This is a genomic window from Halococcus qingdaonensis, assembly GCF_024508235.1.
Taxonomy (GTDB): domain Archaea; phylum Halobacteriota; class Halobacteria; order Halobacteriales; family Halococcaceae; genus Halococcus; species Halococcus qingdaonensis.
Window position 1 is genome coordinate 1,101,086 of sequence record NZ_CP101943.1, and the last position, 16,698, is coordinate 1,117,783.

Sequence of the window (16,698 nt, forward strand, 5' to 3'; positions counted from 1 at the left end):
AGCTATGAGCGACGTCGAAAGCGACGAGGCGGGCGAGCACCGCGTCGTCCTCGATATGTTGCCGACCGGCCGTCCCGACGACGACCGGCCGCCACAGCAGAAATCGCCGCTCGCCTACGCCCTCGGCGAGGACGACTTCCTCCTCTCTGAGCTCACGCTCGACGAGAACGCCGACATCGGTTTCAGCGACCGTATCCGACCCGACAACGCGGCCATCGAATCGACACACGCCATCGAATTCGACGCGCTACCGAGCGCCGCCCGCTCGGAGCTCGAATACGCGATCGAGGACACCATCGACCGCGACGAGCAGCGGTTCGTCGATTTCTACAACGACGCCCAGCCGATTACCCTCCGGCTCCACCAGCTCAACCTCCTGCCGGGGATCGGGAAGAAACTCAGGAACTCGATCCTCGACGAGCGCAAGCGAAAACCGTTCGAGAGCTTCGACGAACTCGAAGAGCGCGTCGCCGGGCTCCACCGCCCGAAGGAGATCCTCATCGAGCGCATCCGCGAGGAGCTGCGCGACGACGATCTGAAGTACCGCATCTTCGTCGGCCGCGACGAGGAGTGAATAGGGTTTTGTCGGCCGCGTCGCTATCGTCGCCATGAATCAGCGAGCGTCGAGCACGGCCGTGGCGGGCAGATGGCGATGAGTCACGGACGCGACGCCGACGAACGAGATCACGACCAGCAGCGCGATCCCGACGCACTGCTCGCACGGGCGGGCGTGCGCGCCGACACGGATCAGGACCAGCACTTCTTGGTCGACGATCGCGTGCTCGACCGCCTGGCGTCCCACACTACCGAACTCGACACGAGCCACGTCCTGGAGATCGGTGCCGGCACGGGTGCGCTGACCGCTCGCCTGCTCGATCGCGCCGAGCGTGTGACGGCCGTCGAGCGCGACAGCCGTCTCGCCACCTTCCTTCGCGAGGAGTTCGCTGACGCGATCGCGGCGGGAGCGCTCACCGTCGTCGAGGGTGACGCGCTCGTGGTCGATCTCCCCGAATTCACGGCCTCGCTGTCGAACCTCCCCTACGGGATCTCGAGCGAGGTCCTGTTCCGACTGCTGCCCCGCAAGCGACCGCTGGTCGTCACCGTCCAGCGGGAGTTCGCCGAGCGGATGGTCGCGGCTCCCAACACCGAGAACTACGGCCGGCTGTCGGTGACGGCGGGCCACTACGCCGACTGCGAGATCGTCGAAACCGTGCCTCCGGCAGCGTTCTCGCCGCCGCCGGCCGTCGAGAGCGCCGTCGTGCGGACCACGCCCCGCGATCCCGATTACAGCGTTCCCGAGGAACCCTTCCTCGCGTTCGTCAGAGGCGTGTTCACCCAGCGGCGCAAGACGCTGCGCAACGCGATCCGGAACACGGGCCATATCACGGGTATCGAACAACCCGAAGCGGTCGTTGAGGCCGCCGACGAGGAGCTGCTGGGCAAGCGTGCGGGCGAACTCGCCCCAGAGCAGTTCGCCGCGCTGACGGAGCTGGCGATCGAACACACCGACGTCGCTCCTCCGAAATGACTGCGTTCAGCGAAATCATGCTCGACGACGTATCCGACGAATGGGCGGGATGGGGCCGGTGGAACGCGGCGAACTGGGAGAACGGTTCACGATTCGTGTCGGTCGAACGAACACGGCACGTGCATGCACGAAACCGAAACGTGAAACGAACGTGTCTGAGTACATGGCGTTCATCGAGGGGCTCCGCGAGACGCTCGGCGCGGACACTGCCAGCGCGGAGGCCGACGACGAAGAATACCAGTGTATCGACTGTTATGCCGAGTTCGACGAGCGAAAGCGACTCTGTCCGAAGTGTGGTGGCGAGGAGTTCGAGCGCGTCTGAGACGGCTGTCGGGTGCGATAACCGATGTTAGTGCCCGAGTTCCTCCGCTCCATCCAGAAGGCGTATCTCTCGTCGACCGGCGGACAGCTGCTCGGCAGTCTCGGTGCGCTGGTCGTCCTGGCCGGTATCGTGATGCTCGTCAGACGAGCCGGAAAGCCGCTCAAGCGACGGTATAGCTCGCGACTCACCGAGGCGCTCCAGGCCGGCGTCGTGGCCGTCTGCGTCGTCGGCACCGTCTACTGGCTGATGGTCGTCTGGCGGGTGGTGCCAGCCATCGGGCTGGTGCTCGACGCGCTCTCGGTGAACCGCTGGACCGGCGCTCGACTGCTGCTCATCGCCGGCGTGATCGTCCTGGCCTATCTGCTGATACGGCTGCTCAACCGCTCGATCGACCGGCTGGCCGAGGAATACGGCGCGATCACCGACCACCAGAGCGAGGTCGCCTACCACATCGCCGACGTCGGCGTGGCCGTGGCCGCGCTGTTCGTCGTACTCGCGATCTGGGGGATCGAACTCAGCCGGCTCTTCCTCAGTGCGGGGGCGCTCGGTGCGGTCATCGGGCTGGCCGCCCGCGAGACGATCGGCTCGATCACGGCCGGCTTCGTCCTCCTCTTCTCGCGCCCGTTCCACGTCGGCGACTGGATCGCCGTCGGAGAGTACGAGGGGATCGTCAGGGAGGTCACGATCGTCAACACGGAGATCCGGACGTTCAACGACGAGCACGTGCTGATCCCGAACGACCAGATCACGAGCGAACCACTCGTCAATCTCTCTGAAAACAATCGCCTGCGGGTCGATACCGAAATCGGGATCGACTACGCGACCGATCTCGACGACGTGGTCGCGCTCACCGAGGAGACGATGGCGGAGATGGACGAACCACGGTCGGTGCCCTCGCCACAGGCCGTCCTGAAGGAGTTCGACGAGTCGAGCATCGTCCTGGAAGCGCGCTTCTGGATCGACGATCCGAGCTCGCGACGCGTCTGGGGGGCCAAGAGCGCGTTCATCCAAGCGATCAAAAGGGCGTTCGACCATGAGGGGATCTCGATCGCCTACCCGCAGCGCGTGCTCGCCGCCCGCGACGAGGTCGGCGAGGTCGGCCCGCACGCCGAGCACGGTAGCCTCAGCACCGCGACCGACTGGGGTGAGTAGCGTGGGGCTCGACGAGCGCCGCGAGCGCGAGAAGGTCTATCAGCCGGCCGAGGACTCCCACCTGCTGGCGACGGTCGCTCGCGGCGAGGTCACCCCCGCCGACCGCGCGCTCGATGTCGGGACTGGATCGGGCTACGTCGCGACCGCGATGGCCGAGACCGGTGCGACGGTCTACGGTGTCGATCCGAACCCACACGCCTGCCAGCAGGCCCGCGAGAGCGGGATTCGAGTGGTGCAGGGCGATCTCACCGAACCATTCGAGGATGGCGTGTTCGACCTCGTGACGTTCAATCCGCCCTATCTGCCGACCACGCCCGACGAAGCGGTCGGCGACTGGATGGAGGTGGCGCTCGCCGGCGGCGAGAGCGGGCGCGCGGTGATCGAACCGTTTCTCGCCGGCGTCGGGCGCGTGCTCGCGCCAGAGGGGCGGGTGCTCATGCTCGTGAGCAGTCTGAGCGGGTTCGACACCGTCGTCGACCTGGCGAACGAGGCCGGCTTCACGGCGACGACCGTCGACCAGGACTCGTTCCCGTTCGAGACGCTCTCGATCCTCCGACTCGATCGCGATTAATTACCTAGGTGCATAATCGCGAGTAGCAAATATTAAGCGCCGTCATTCCCCATCCCACCTATGACGGAATTCGTCGCGACGACGCCCGGCGTGTTTCCGCTGCCCGACTGGGCGAAGGACCAGTTGGGGAGCCTGAAGGGCCACCAGAAGGAGGACCTCGTCGACGGCAGCGAGGGGACCGAGATCACGGACGTCTACGGGGAGACCCGGGCGACCGTCGCCGACTGGCAGGCGACCGCCGGACTCGACAGGGTCGTGGAAGGGCAGCTCCGCTGGGACGACATGCTCGCCCACCCGCTCTGCGTCCACGATGCCGTCGAGACAAGGGGTATCGTCCGCTACTACGACAACAACAACTTCTATCGGGAGCCGGTCGTCTCCGGCGAACTCACCTTCGACGGCGATCTCGCCGACGATCTCGACGCGCTTGCCGAGCTCGCTCCCGACGCGCCGACGCAGGCGGTCGTTCCCGGTCCGTACACGCTCTCGGAACTCGCGACCGACGAGTTCTACGGCGACGAGGCGGCGTTCCTCGATGGCATCGCGAACTTCCTCGCGGGCGAGGTGCGAGCGTTTTCCGATGTCGAGACCGTCTTCGTCCTGGAACCGTCACTCGTGACGAACCCGCCGAGCGATGGTGAGGACGAGCACGCGAGCGAGGCCATCGACCGCGTGGCCGACGCGACCGACGCCGACGTCGTGGTCCAGACCTACTGGGGCGCGCTCACCGAGAAGGTCCACGCCCACCTGCTCGACGCGGACGTCGACGCCGTGGGCTACGACTTCGTCTCGAATCACGAGGACAACCTCTACAACATCAACGAATACGGAACGAAGGAGGGGATCGCGCTCGGGCTGGCCGACGGCCAGAACACGCTGGTCGAAGAGCCCGAGAAGATCGCCGAGCGTGTCGCGTGGGTCGACGAGCAGACGCCCGGTGCGGAGTTCGAAACCATGTACGTCACCACCAACACCGAACTGTTCTACCTGCCGGTGAGTCGCTGTGTCGAGAAGCTTGAAGCGCTGGCTGCGGGCGCTGCCCGCGCCGCGGAGGTGGCCCAATGAGCCGCGGGCAGTTCCGGCCAGCCGACCACCCGAACGAACACTTCATCCTCACCACCGTCGTGGGGAGCTACCCGAAACCGAAGTGGCTCGATCGCGTGCGCGAACTCCACGACGATCCCGAGGGCGAGTTCGACGAGAGCCAATGGGAGGAGGCGACCGACGACGCCGCCCGCCTCATCACCCACGAGCACGAGCGCGCGGGGCTCGACGCCGTCGTCGACGGCGAGATGAGACGGAATGAGATGGTCGAGTTCTTCGCCGATCGCATCGAGGGCTACGAGTTCAATGGACCAGTCAAGGTCTGGGGCCACAACTACTTCGACAAACCCTCGGTCGTGAACGACGTCGAGTACGACGACTCCTGGCTCGTTTCGGAGTTCGAGTTCACCGACGGCGTGGCCGATCGCCCGGTGAAGGTGCCGATCACCGGGCCCTACACGCTCGCCAGCTGGAGTTTCAACGAAGCCTACGAGGACGATCGCGAGCTCGCGCTCGCGCTCGCGGATCTCGTCAACGAGGAGATCCAGAAGCTGGTCGACGCCGGCGCGCGCTACATTCAGATCGACGAGCCCGCCCTCGCCACGACGCCCGACGATCACGCGATCGTCGGCGAGGCGCTCGACCGCATCGTCGCCGACCTCCCCGAGGAGGTACGGATCGGCCTGCACGTCTGCTACGGCGACTACTCGCGGATCTACCCCGAGATCCTGGAGTTCCCGATCGACGAGTTCGACGTCGAACTCGCCAACGGCGACTACGAGCAGCTCGACGTGTTCACGGAGCCGGAGTTCGACCTCGATCTCGCGCTCGGCGTCACCGACGTCCACGTCGCCGAGGTCGAATCGGTCGCCACGATCAAGGCGAACATCCAGAAGGGCCTGGAGATCGTCCCGCCCGAGCGACTGACGGTGAGCCCCGACTGCGGGGTGAAGCTCCTCCCGCGGGACGTGGCCTATGGCAAGATGGAGAACATGGTCACGGCCGCTCGCGAGGTCGAGCGCGAGCTCGACGCCGGCGAGATCGAAGTCGGTGCGGCGGTCGCCGACGACTGATCTCTACTGACGCTCGCGGATCGACATTTCGACCGGATCGGCGGGATGGAGCGTCAGCGTCGGCAGGAAGTCGAACGAGGCGGTCGATTCGAGGTCGAGGTGGTAGTCCTGTGCGACGGTGCCGATGATGAACTTCGCTTCGAGCAGCGAGAGCTGTTTGCCGATACACGACCGCGGGCCGGCACCGAACGGGAAGTACGAATAGCTCGGGCGCTCGTTCCGGCGCGCGGGTTTCCAGCGGTCGGGGTCGAACGTGTCGGGATCGTCGTACCAGCGCGGATCGCGGTGGATGGCCCACTGAGGGAGCATCAGCAGCGAGCCACGCGGCAGGCGATAGCCACCGAGATCGACCGGGCGCTTCGCAGTTCGAAAGAGGGTGTACACCGGCGGGTAGAGCCGCATCGCCTCGGAGAGCACGCGATCGGTGTAGTCGAGCTGTCGCACCGTCTCGCTCGTCGGCGGCTCACCGCCCAGCACGGTGTCGAGTTCGTCGTGGAGTCGCGCCTCGACCTCGGGATGGCGCGCGAGGAGATGCCAGGTGTAGGTGAGCGCGAGCGCCGTCGTGTCGTGGCCCGCGAGCAGCATCGTCATCATCTCGTCGCGGATCAGCTCGCGATCGACCTCGGCGCTCTCTGACTGTGCGTCGAACAGCAGCGAGAGCATGTCCGGGCCGTCGGCGTGTGGGCCCTGCCGGTCGCGCAGAACGTCACGAAGGACGTCTTCGAGAACGTCGATCGACTGGCGGTACTCGCGCTGTTCGCGCGTCGGCACCCATTCGGGCATCAAGAAGCCACGGATCGTCGGACTGAACTGATCGCCGACCGGCTGAAGGCTCTCCTGGACGCGCTCGATCGCCGCGTCGTCGAGCTCGACGCCCATCATCGCGCTGGTGATGATCTTGAGGGTGACTTTCGCCATCGCGATGTCGACCTGGATGGTTTCGCCCGTGTCCCACCCGGTGGCCATCTCCGCGGCGTACTCGGCCATCAGCCCCGCACAGTCGTCGAGTCGGCTCCTGAGAAACGCCGGCTGCATCCGCTGGCGCTCGCGTTTCCACGTCCCACCCTCGCTGAGCAACAGGCCGTCACCGAGCAGGTTCCCGAGCGTGTCCGCCTGGAACTGGGGTTTGCGGTAGGAATCCTCGTCGCTGACGAGCACGCGCTCGATGTCGTCCGGGTTCGTCAGCATGTACGCCTGCTCGGGCCCGAGCGTGAACTGTGCGATGTCGCCGTAGGCATCCCGGACCGCCGTCATGAACCGCAGCGGGTCCTGAGCGTAGTGATACGAGTTGCCGACCACCGGCAATCCCTTCGGTCCGGGAGGGGTCGTACTCATACCGAAAACAGGGGCCAAAACCACTTGAACGGGCGGAACTGACGGGAAAACGGTACTTTCGCATCGATAGCGAACGGACGATCGTTCGCTCGATAGCACCGTTGGGTGATCTCCCCTTTTCCCACCTCCCACCTCTCGCCCCCTTCTCCTCTCTCGTTCGGACGAGTTCTCCAACCGGCAGTATAGTAGACCGGGAATACCGTGGGTAACCGTCTTATTCCTCAAGACTCTCTCGGGCCCATGCGCCGTCTCCGTCTCGCGCTTGCGCTGGTCGTTCTCGTCGTGGTGAGCGGCTGTACGCTCCCCGGTGGTCAGCTCACCGCCGAGGCGAACCCCGTTGCGGTCGGGAACGACACCCTCGATCGGACGGGCTACGCGCTCGACGACAGCGCCACGATCGCGCTCAACGAGACGGTCGGGATCGATGGCGAGGACCGTACAGTCGGTGTGAAAAACCACATCGAGACGTACGCACACGGCGATCACGCGGGGCGATTCGCCGTCTTCAGTACGCCGAGCCCCGAGGCGAACGGAACACCGATAAACCCGTTCGCGAAGCCGTCCGAGCGCCGCGACGTGGGTCGGATGCTCGGCGAGGTGAACAACACGAGCGCGCTGACGGTCGAAAACCGCCAGAACGTCACGCTGGTCGGCCAGCCGACGGAGCTGGTGACGTACGCGACGACCAACCGCTCCGCCAACGGGACGACACCGGTGTACGTCCACGTCGCAGTCGTCCAGAACGACGGTGATGCGGTGGTCGCCGTCGGCGTCAATCCGCAGTCGGTCGATGCCGCCGATGCGACGAAACGGTTAGTCGAAGGCGTCGAATATGGGAAACAGCATGAAGGGTGAACTCGATCCACAGGTCGCACAGCTGCTCGATCTCCTGAGCGAATACGACATCTCGTTGTCGGGCGACGTCGCCGAATCGCGCCAGCAGCTCGATCGAATGCTCGAACTCGCGGGTGACGATCCCGTGGACGTGGGTCGTGTATCCGATATCACGATCCCGGTCGACGGGCGCGAGCTGCCGGCGCGTGCGTACGTGCCTGATGCCGAAGGACCGTTCCCGACGGTGGCCTTCTTCCACGGCGGTGGGTTCGTACTCGGGAGCGTGGACGGCTACGACAACCTCTGTCGATTGCTGGCCAAGCGCAGCGACTGTCTGGTGGTGTCGGTCGACTACCGGCTCGCGCCGGAGCATCCGTGGCCGGCGGCGCTGGAGGACGCCTATGCGGCGACGAACTGGCTCGCGAGCAACGCCGAGCGGCTTTCGGGCGACGGCGATCGGCTGGCGGTCGCGGGTGACAGCGCCGGCGGGAACCTCGCGGCGACGGTCTCGTTACTGGCTCGCGAGCGCGGGATGCCCACTATCGACGGGCAGATCTTGCTGTATCCCGCGACGGCGTATCTCGAACCGATGGACTCGCGCGCGGAGAACGCATCGGGCTACTTCCTCACCGCCGAGGACCTGCTGTGGTTTCTCGACCAGTACATCGAGAACGAACTCGACGCGCACAACCCGCTGGCTTTCCCGCTCGCGGCGCGCGATCTCACCGACCTCCCGCCGGCGTTCGTCATGACCAACGGGTTCGATCCGCTGCGCGACGAGGGGATCGCCTACGCCGACCGGCTCCGTGAAGCCGGCGTCGCTGTCGAGCACACGAACTACGAGTCGATGATCCACGGCTTCCTCAACATGGAGGGGATCGTCGACCGCGCGTACGATGGCATCGACGAGATCGCGGCTTATCTCCGCGACGAACTCGGCGAGTGATCCGTGGCGACCGCCGATTGGCAGCGGCGCGGTCGCTGTGGCGGTCGCGGCTGCGGCGGATAGTTGTCCTGGTGGATGAAGGGCGAGGTCACGAACGGAGTGAGTGACCGAGGGCTTCTGCGGTGTTGTGCGGTTGTGGTGCCGTGATGGGTCAGTGTCCGCGCGAACGAAGCGAGGTTCGACCGGAGGGAGAACCTCGAAAGCGAACGGTGAACGGAGTGAACCGTGAGCAGTGAGCGCGGTTCACGAGAGACGCTTCGCGTCTCTCTGACTCTCGTTCACTCCCTGCGGTCGTTCACGAGAACACCGTGAACGAGCACGAAGCGCGAGTGAACGGGAGTTTTTAGTCGAAGTTTTTGCGAGGGGTTGAGCGCGCGAGTGAAACGAGCGCGCGACACCCCGAAGTAAAAAAGTCGCTAGTAGAACTCGCGGACGAGGTCGGTCGCGTCCTCGGGAGCGCCGTCGGGGATGTCGGCCATGTTCGAGTCGAGGCCGTGGCGTTCGTTGTAAGGGACCGAGTCCTCGTCCTGGTAGATGACGCCCTGGTATTCGGTGTCGTTGGTGATCTTCTCGCGGGCGGCGTCGCGGTCGGTCGGGTCGTGGTCCTCGTCCTCGACGTCGACGATGGTGTCGCGGAAGTAGTCGTAGGTGTCGACGTCGTTGAACGTTACGCAGGGGCTATAGACGTTGACGAAGCCGAAGCCGTCGTGCTCGACAGCCTGCTGGACGATCTCCTCGTGGCGCTGGGCGTCCGAGGAGAACGATTGGGCGATGAAGGTGCCGTCGGCCGCGAGCGCGAGCGCGAGCGGGTTGACGGGTGACTGTTTCGGACCGTCCGGCGAGGTCGAGGTCTCGAAGTCCTCGCGGCTGGTGGGCGAGAACTGGCCCTTGGTGAGGCCGTAGATGCGGTTGTCCATCACGACGTAGGTCATGTCCATGTTGCGCCGCGCCGCGTGGACGAAGTGACCCGCGCCGATCGAGTAGCCGTCGCCGTCGCCGCCCGAGACCATCACTTCGAGGTCGGGATTGGCGCTTTTGACGCCGATGCCAACGGGGAGTGCGCGCCCGTGAACGCCGTGGAGCGCGTAGCTGTGCATGTACGTTCCGATCTTGCCCGAGCAGCCGATGCCGGCGACGACGAAGGTGTTGTCGGGGTCGTTGCCCGTGTTGGCGAGCGCCTTCATCATCCCGTTCATGGTGCCGAAGTCGCCGCAGCCCGGACACCACGTCGGCTGTTTGTCGGACTTGAAGTCGGTGAATCTGACGTCTGAGCTCATGTGGGGACCTCCTGTGGCGTGTCGAGTTCCTCGGTGATCCGCTCGGCCAGTTCGTCGGCCTTGAACCGCACGCCATTATATTTGTTTACCCGTTTCAGTCGTGTAAGCGTGTCGTGTTCGATGACGTCGGCGAACTGGCCCGTCGCATTACACTCGACGACAATGACGTCGTCGGCGGCCTCGATCTCGTCGGAGAGATCCGGCCGCGGGAACAGATACGGCACCGAGATGAACCGGACCGAGACGTCCGCCTCGTCGAGGAAACCGATCGCCTCGCGCATCGCGCCCTCGTTCGAGCCCCACGAGAGCACGAGCGTGTCGGCGTCGCTATCCCCGAACTCGCGGTAGTCCCACTCTTCCTCTTCCTTCGCGGTCTCGACCTTCTGGTTTCGCTTGTCGACCTGCTCGATGCGCACCTCCTGCTCCTCGGTGCGTCGACCGAGCTCGTCGTGTTCGAGACCCGTCGTCATGTGTGCGCCGCCCGACGTTCCGGGTAGCGTCCGCGGGCTGATGCCGTCGGCGGCGGGGAAGTGTGGCTGGAACTGATCGCTGTCGTTCAGCCACGTGTCGATCTCGTCCTCGCCGACGAGCTTGCCGCGGTCGATCTCGACGGCGTCCATGTCGAACTCCTCGGGGGCGAACGTCTGTTCGGTGACCGCCAGCGCGAGGTCCGAGACCAGATAGACGGGCGTCTGGTATTTCTCGGCGTAATTGAACGCCTCGATCGTCTTGTGGAAACACTCCGATACCGTCGTCGGCGCGACCACGAACCGCGGGATCTCGCCGTGACCGCCGAACAGCGTCATATTGAGATCGCCCTGTTCCTGCTTGGTCGGCATCCCCGTCGAGGGGCCCGAGCGCATCACGTCACAGATCACGAGAGGCGTTTCGCTCTGGGCGACGAGGCCGAACGTCTCGGCCATCAGGTCGATTCCTGGACCCGAGGTGGCGGTCATCGCCCGCGCGCCGGCCCGCGCCGCGCCGAGCGCCATGTTGATCGCCGAGAGTTCGTCCTCGGTCTGCATCACGTGGCCGCCGTAGCGTTCGAGCCTGCCTTTCAGATACTCCATCACGTCCGTCGCGGGGGTGATGGGATAGCCCGAGTAGAACCGACAGCCGGCGGCGATCGCGCCCATGCCGATGGCTTCGTCGCCGTTCAGGAGGACGTAGTCGTTGTCGGTGGTTTCGATGTTGTAGCCGAACTCGTCGCGGTCGTACTCCTCCTGGACGTACTCCTCGCCGAGACGGGCAGCCTCCTGGTTGTTGTCGATGATCGACTGGCCCTTGTCGCCGAACCGTTTTTCGAGCGCCTCGTCGAGGTTGTCGATCGGGAAGTTCGCGATCTCACAGGCCGCCCCGAGCGCGACGATGTTCTGCATGATCGCTCCGCCGGCGTCCTCGGCGAGCGATTTGAGCGGTACGGGGAGATCGATCATTCCCTCGGGGGCCTCGAAGTCCTCCATCATCGTCCGCTCGCCGTCGTAGATGATGACCGAGCCCTCGTGGAGTTCGTCCATGTTTTCTTCCACTGTTCGCTGTGTGAGCGCGATGAGGACGTCGAGTCTATCGACGACCGACTCGACGCGTTCGGTCGAACTGCGGACCTTGTAGGCGGTGTAGCCGCCGCGGATGCGCGAGGCGAAGTCCTTCGAGGTGAAAACCTGTCGGCCCGCGCGCGAGAGCGCTTGGGCGAAGATCTTCCCCGTCGAATTGATGCCGTCGCCGGCCTCCCCACCGATGGCCCAGTTCAAATCATCTGGCATGTGCTGGCCCCGGCTACGCCATCTGCGGACGAAAAGGCTTCGGAACGACCATCAACATTTTCGACGGATACAGTTCCGCTACAGCCCGCAGCACCGGCCAAACCCATGGATGCGACGTGTTTGCGCCGCGTTGCTCGCCGAATCGAAGTCCATTTGCCCGGGCCACGCCGAGCGCCGACATGGAGCCGACACGCACTCGCATCCGCGCCGTCCGGGACGTCGGGCCGGACGCAATCGCGCTCGATCTCGAAACACCGGAGGAGTTCGACGCCCGACCGGGCCAATTCGTCAAACTCTCGCTCGACGTCGATGGCGAACGTCTCTCGCGGTTCTACACGCTCTCCTCGCCGGGTGTCGAGGGGGAGTTCGAGATCACCGTCGCCGTCGATCCTGATGGCGACGTCGGTCCGAAACTCGCTTCCCTGGAACCCGACGATACGATCGTCGTCGCCGGGCCCTTCGGCAACGCCTACTACGAGGACGAATCCCGCACGACCGTCCTCGCCGGCGGGCCGGGCGTCGGCCCCGCCATCGGCATCGCCGAGCGCACGCTCGCCGACGGCGGGGACAGCGCCGTCGTCTATCGTGACGACGATCCCATCCACGACGAGCGCCTCACAGCCCTCGACGAGGCGGGTGCTGTCATCACCGTTCTCGACGGCGACGAACCGATGACCGACGCCGTCGCCGACGTGCTCGCGGGCACGCCCGATGAGCAGGTGCTCGTCTACGGCTTCGCCGACTTCCTCGACGCCGCCACCGACGCGCTCCAGGCCGCCGGCGGCGACCCCGACCGCGCGAAAGTCGAGAACTTCGGCTGAATTTTCGCTCTGATAAGCGTGCGAGCGTCGGGCGAAAACTGCGATCGATTCTTACCTTCTGTCGTACTGCCGCACCTCAATCGTCGCTGTCCGTTCCGTCCTCTTCATCTCCATCGTCTTTCTCGTTGTCCCTCTCATCTTCAGCCTCCTCTTCATCTTCTTCGCGTTCTTCGTCGTCCTCATCGCCATCGTCGGTATCATCGCCGTCTTCGTTTTCGTCGTCGCCATCGTCTCGCTCGGGGTCGTCGTCCGCGTCCTCGCGCTCGATCGGGACGTTCGCCCAGACGAATCGGTGGTCCGAGGCGGTACGAACGGCGTCGAGCAACCCTCGTTCGGTCGTCGCCGCGCTCGGCCAGACGACCGACGACTGGTCACGGCCGAGATCGGGCGACGGGAGCACGTAGTCGACCTGAGACTCGAATTCGGCGGTCCAGAAGCGCGAACGCGATCCGTTTTTCGCCGCGCCGCCGGGGCTCGTCGGGAACGGTGTGGCGACGAACGCGTCGTTCTCGACGAAATACTCCGTGGCGGCGTTGAGGGTCTCCGCATCGCCGGGCGCGGCGTTCATATCGCCCATCAGTACGTACGAGTCGTCGTCGAGACCACCCTGCTTCCCGCTGTCGTCGTAGATGTAGTCGGCACCGGCGACGTAGTCGGCCAGCAGGCGGATCTCGTCGTGATTGCGCTTGCCGTTGAAGTTCCCCTCACCGTCGAAGACGGGCGGTGTCGGGTGGGCGGCGAGGGCGTGGACGACCTCATCGCCGATCTCGATCGGGACGTCGATGTGTGTCTTCGAGGAGAGACGGAACTCCTCGGCCTCGGCGGCCGAGAGGTAGTTCTCCGTGCTCGGATCACGCGGGAGCAGGTTGTCCGGCATGTCTTTCCAGAGGAACTTCCGGAACGTTCGGATCGCGTCCCGACGGATGGGAAATCGACTGAGGATCGCCAGACCGTATTTGCCGGGGAACTCCCCGAACCCGTAGGCGTCGTTGCCGTAGGTTCGATCGCCGGGCGTCTCGTCGACCGTATCGTTGTTGTCGAGATCGAGCCCGCTGGCGACGCCCGTGTTCGTCGTCGGCATGACCGTCTGTGGATACTCGATCCCACGGAGATCGGAGCGCTGGGGGACGCTGAGGTAGTTCTCGACGAATGCGCGGGCGTTCGAGGGCGACGACGGGACGTCCTTGACGCGACTCGCCTGACGGTTGTTGGTCAGCTCGTTGAGCACCAGTACGTCCGGACGGATCTCCTGAATGACGCGTGCTGCGGCGGCGGCCTGTTCGTCGCTCGACGACTGGACTTGCTCAGTGCGGAGGTCGACGACGTTGTAGGTCGCGAACGTGACCGGTTCGTCGTCCCCGTCGTCCGCACTGACGGTTCCGGTCCCGATGGCGACGGTGCCGGCGATCGCGATGAAATCTCGTCGTGTGACAGTCGGTCGCATGAACGCGTGTCGTGCCGGAACTACAAAAACCCTGCCGAAAACGATAAAAATACAACGGTTTTGGGCGACGATTTCTGTTCGTCGGCCAGCAGAGACGGCGTTTTCGATCGTCGGCAGACTCATCGACGCGTCGGGGACTCGTCGTCGGATCGCATCGCGGCCGGCCGCGAGCGAAGCCCTATAACGAATGGCGCACGACCCTCGCACATGACCGATGAGCGGTGAGGAGTCCGTCGCCACCCACGGGAACGACGAGCCGTCGTGGCGCACTCGTTTCGGCTACGAACAGCCCTACGACGGCCAGGCCGACGCCATCGAGACGGCCATCGAGACGGGTGCCGAGGGCGGCTATCTCGTCATGGAGGGGGCCTGTGGCACAGGAAAGACGATGGCCGCGCTCACCGCCGCCGGAACGCTGCTCCGCGAGACCGACCGGTACGACAACGTGCTGGTCGTGACGCCGGTCAAACAGCAGCGCCGGCAGTTTATCGACGACCTGCGGACGATCAACGCCGGACTCGATGACCCTCTCTCCGGGCTCGCACTCGTTGGCAAGCCCACCCTCTGTCCCTACGAACGCGCGGGTGCGCTCGATCGGGGCACACAGGACGCCTGCGAGGACCTCCGGGAGAACACGGCTAGCTTGGTCGCCCACGACGGCGGTGGCGACGTCTGGTGGGACAGCGCCCGGGCGGGCGAACTCGTTTCCGAAGCCCGCACCGACGCCGACTCGTGGCGCACGCTCGACGACAACCTCTCGACCGCCGGCCACACGGCTCCCTACCCGACCGCACGGCCGACCGCACCCGAATCGCTCAGTGAAAGCGATCAGTCCTACTGCCCGTTCGAGGCCGACTGGTACGCCCGCGAGAAATCCGTCCCCGTGGCCTTCGACGACGACGAAAATCACGTCGTCACCACCGACGAACTGCTCGCCGGTGCGGTCCCCAGGGGAACCTGCCCACATCGTGCAATGGGCACGCTGCTCGACGACGCCGACGTGGTGGTCGGCAACTACAACCACCTGTTCGACCCGCGAACACGCGCGCTCACCGACGGCGTGGTCGACGATCGCACGTTCGTCATCGTCGACGAGGCCCATCGACTGGAGGGGCGCGTCCGCGATCTCCTGAGCGATCGAATCGGGATCCAGTCGCTCCGGCGCGCGCGAAACGACGTCTCGCATCTCAGCACGCTCGCGGGCCAGTCGCGCGAGCATCGCGAGGAGGTCGCCACGCAGCTCGCCAGCTACGAGGTCGGTACCGACGAACTCCAGCGGGCCAGCGAGTTCTTCGACGACGCCATCGACTGGCTCGATCGCCGCGTCGAACGCTATCTCGCGGACGAGTACGGCGATCTCGACCGCGCGGCCGAGGAGGGACGACTGCCCGAGAACGTCGAGATCCCGCTGCGCGATCCCGAGACGGACGAGACCGACGCGTTCTCCGAGTGGGCAAACGAGCAGTATTCATCCGGTTTCTGCAAATCGCTCCACACCATCGGCGCGGCCGTCGCGGACGCGCTCGATTCGCTCGATCCCCAGCGCTCGACGGTCTGTGGCGACGTCGGCCGCATCGTGACTCGCTGGTGGACGCGCGATCACGCGAGCTACTTCCGGGAGATCACGCTCTCGCGGACCGATCGCGAGCGCGTCGAGGGCTGGGAGCGCCACTACACCGCCGGACTGGTCTGCTACGACTGCCTACCCGCCGAGGATCTCCGCGAGCGGTTCTCGGATCTCGGCGGCGGCGTCCTGATGAGCGCGACGCTCGAACCGATGGACGTCCTGCGCGAGTGCATCGGTCTCGATCGCCTCGTCGAGACCACGGACGACGAGAGCGACGACCGCGAGCGCCCGATCGCCACGCGGACCTACGATCTCGCCTATCCCGAGGCCAATCGGGCGAGCTGGATCGTCGACGCACCGGCCTTCACTGCGCGCAATCGCGGGCCGCCCAGCGAGGAAAGCGAGGTCCGGGAGACCTACGCCTACGCGCTCCGGGAGCTCGCCCGCAGCCCCGGCAACGTCCTGGTCTGTATGCCGAGCTACCGAGAGGCTGCGTGGGCGCACGACCGCCTCGCCGACGCGGTGGCGAAACCGGTGCTCCTCGACGAGCCGTCGAGCGACGAAGCCACCGAGGAACTCAAACAGGACTTTTTCGCCGGCGACGGCAAAGTCCTCGTCACCTCGACGCGCGGCACGCTCACCGAGGGCGTCGATTACGATGGCGAAAAACTGAGCGCGTGTGCGGTCGTCGGCGTCCCGCTCGTCAACGTGGCCTCACCGCGGATCCGGGCCGTGCGGCGGGCCTATGGTTCGGCCTTCGGCGACGAGCACGCCTTCGAGTACGCGCTCACGGTGCCCGCCGTGCGCCGCGCGCGACAGGCTATCGGCCGGGTGATCAGGGGGCCCGAGGAGGTCGGGGTGCGCGCGCTCGTCGACGAACGCTACACACCGGACGCACCCCGGTCGGTGTACGAGTATCTGCCGCCCGCCGAGCGTGACGAGTGGCGCACGATGACCCCGATGTTTCTCGACTCACAGCTCGAACGGTTCTGGGACGATCACGAGCGACCGAACCAGTAAA

General features: G+C 65.5%; 15 protein-coding genes. 11 read left to right on the top strand and 4 right to left on the bottom strand.

Going from position 1 to position 16,698, the window contains the following annotated elements; translation table 11 throughout:
• The first annotated feature begins 4 nt into the window (after positions 1–4).
• The 7 genes from NO363_RS05830 (at position 5) to NO363_RS05860 (ending at position 5,690) form a co-directional block, all read left to right on the top strand.
• Entirely contained in the window at positions 5–574 is a 570-nt protein-coding gene (locus tag NO363_RS05830; protein ID WP_256687547.1) for a DUF655 domain-containing protein, read from the top strand.
• Between the two features lie 72 nt (positions 575–646).
• A complete protein-coding gene (locus tag NO363_RS05835) occupies positions 647–1,528 on the top strand; it encodes a 16S ribosomal RNA methyltransferase A (RefSeq protein ID WP_256687549.1) in 882 nt (293 codons plus the stop codon).
• Between the two features lie 151 nt (positions 1,529–1,679).
• On the top strand, positions 1,680–1,850 hold the full coding sequence (locus NO363_RS05840) for an FmdB family zinc ribbon protein (protein WP_256687551.1): 171 nt from the start codon (positions 1,680–1,682) through the stop codon (positions 1,848–1,850).
• Between the two features lie 24 nt (positions 1,851–1,874).
• Positions 1,875–3,002, top strand: coding sequence for a mechanosensitive ion channel family protein (locus tag NO363_RS05845; RefSeq protein ID WP_256687553.1), 1,128 nt, complete (start codon positions 1,875–1,877; stop codon positions 3,000–3,002).
• A gap of 1 nt (position 3,003) precedes the next feature.
• Positions 3,004–3,573 carry a HemK2/MTQ2 family protein methyltransferase gene (locus tag NO363_RS05850; protein ID WP_256687930.1) on the top strand — a complete coding sequence of 190 codons (570 nt, stop codon included), beginning with the start codon at positions 3,004–3,006 and terminating at the stop codon, positions 3,571–3,573.
• A gap of 60 nt (positions 3,574–3,633) precedes the next feature.
• The gene (locus NO363_RS05855; protein ID WP_256687555.1) at positions 3,634–4,638 is read left to right on the top strand and encodes a 5-methyltetrahydropteroyltriglutamate--homocysteine methyltransferase; all 1,005 of its coding nucleotides are present in this window, start codon (positions 3,634–3,636) and stop codon (positions 4,636–4,638) included.
• On the top strand, positions 4,635–5,690 hold the full coding sequence (locus tag NO363_RS05860; RefSeq protein ID WP_256687557.1) for a methionine synthase: 1,056 nt from the start codon (positions 4,635–4,637) through the stop codon (positions 5,688–5,690). The genes NO363_RS05855 and NO363_RS05860 overlap by 4 nt, the downstream gene beginning before the upstream one ends.
• Positions 5,691–5,693: 3 nt before the next feature.
• Here the strand turns inward: NO363_RS05860 and NO363_RS05865 are convergent, their stop codons facing one another.
• Positions 5,694–7,025, bottom strand: a complete 1,332-nt coding sequence (locus tag NO363_RS05865; RefSeq protein WP_256687559.1) for a cytochrome P450 — start codon at positions 7,023–7,025, stop codon at positions 5,694–5,696.
• A 240-nt stretch (positions 7,026–7,265) separates the two neighbouring features.
• Between NO363_RS05865 and NO363_RS05870 the strand changes: the two genes are divergently transcribed.
• Together NO363_RS05870 and lipP1 are read left to right on the top strand one after the other, a co-directional pair.
• A complete protein-coding gene (locus NO363_RS05870) occupies positions 7,266–7,880 on the top strand; it encodes a DUF6517 family protein (protein WP_256687560.1) in 615 nt (204 codons plus the stop codon).
• Entirely contained in the window at positions 7,870–8,805 is a 936-nt protein-coding gene (gene lipP1, locus NO363_RS05875) for a LipP1 family hormone-sensitive lipase (protein WP_256687561.1), read from the top strand. Before NO363_RS05870 ends, lipP1 begins: the two co-directional genes overlap by 11 nt.
• Positions 8,806–9,221: 416 nt before the next feature.
• On the opposite strand, the gene NO363_RS05880 is transcribed toward lipP1, so the two are convergent.
• Together NO363_RS05880 and NO363_RS05885 are read right to left on the bottom strand one after the other, a co-directional pair.
• On the bottom strand, positions 9,222–10,082 hold the full coding sequence (locus NO363_RS05880) for a 2-oxoacid:ferredoxin oxidoreductase subunit beta (protein WP_256687562.1): 861 nt from the start codon (positions 10,080–10,082) through the stop codon (positions 9,222–9,224).
• On the bottom strand, positions 10,079–11,845 hold the full coding sequence (locus NO363_RS05885; RefSeq protein WP_256687576.1) for a 2-oxoacid:acceptor oxidoreductase subunit alpha: 1,767 nt from the start codon (positions 11,843–11,845) through the stop codon (positions 10,079–10,081). Before NO363_RS05885 ends, NO363_RS05880 begins: the two co-directional genes overlap by 4 nt.
• A 179-nt stretch (positions 11,846–12,024) precedes the next feature.
• On the opposite strand from NO363_RS05885, the gene NO363_RS05890 reads away from it, so the two are divergent.
• Complete coding sequence (locus NO363_RS05890; RefSeq protein WP_256687577.1) at positions 12,025–12,666, top strand: FAD-dependent oxidoreductase; 642 nt, start codon at positions 12,025–12,027, stop codon at positions 12,664–12,666.
• 76 nt (positions 12,667–12,742) lie between these two features.
• Here NO363_RS05890 and NO363_RS05895 read toward each other — a convergent pair whose 3' ends face one another.
• The gene (locus NO363_RS05895) at positions 12,743–14,110 is read right to left on the bottom strand and encodes an endonuclease/exonuclease/phosphatase family protein (protein WP_256687578.1); all 1,368 of its coding nucleotides are present in this window, start codon (positions 14,108–14,110) and stop codon (positions 12,743–12,745) included.
• Between the two features lie 214 nt (positions 14,111–14,324).
• On the opposite strand from NO363_RS05895, the gene NO363_RS05900 reads away from it, so the two are divergent.
• Positions 14,325–16,697, top strand: a complete 2,373-nt coding sequence (locus NO363_RS05900; protein WP_256687579.1) for an ATP-dependent DNA helicase — start codon at positions 14,325–14,327, stop codon at positions 16,695–16,697.
• Position 16,698: the final 1 nt, after the last annotated feature.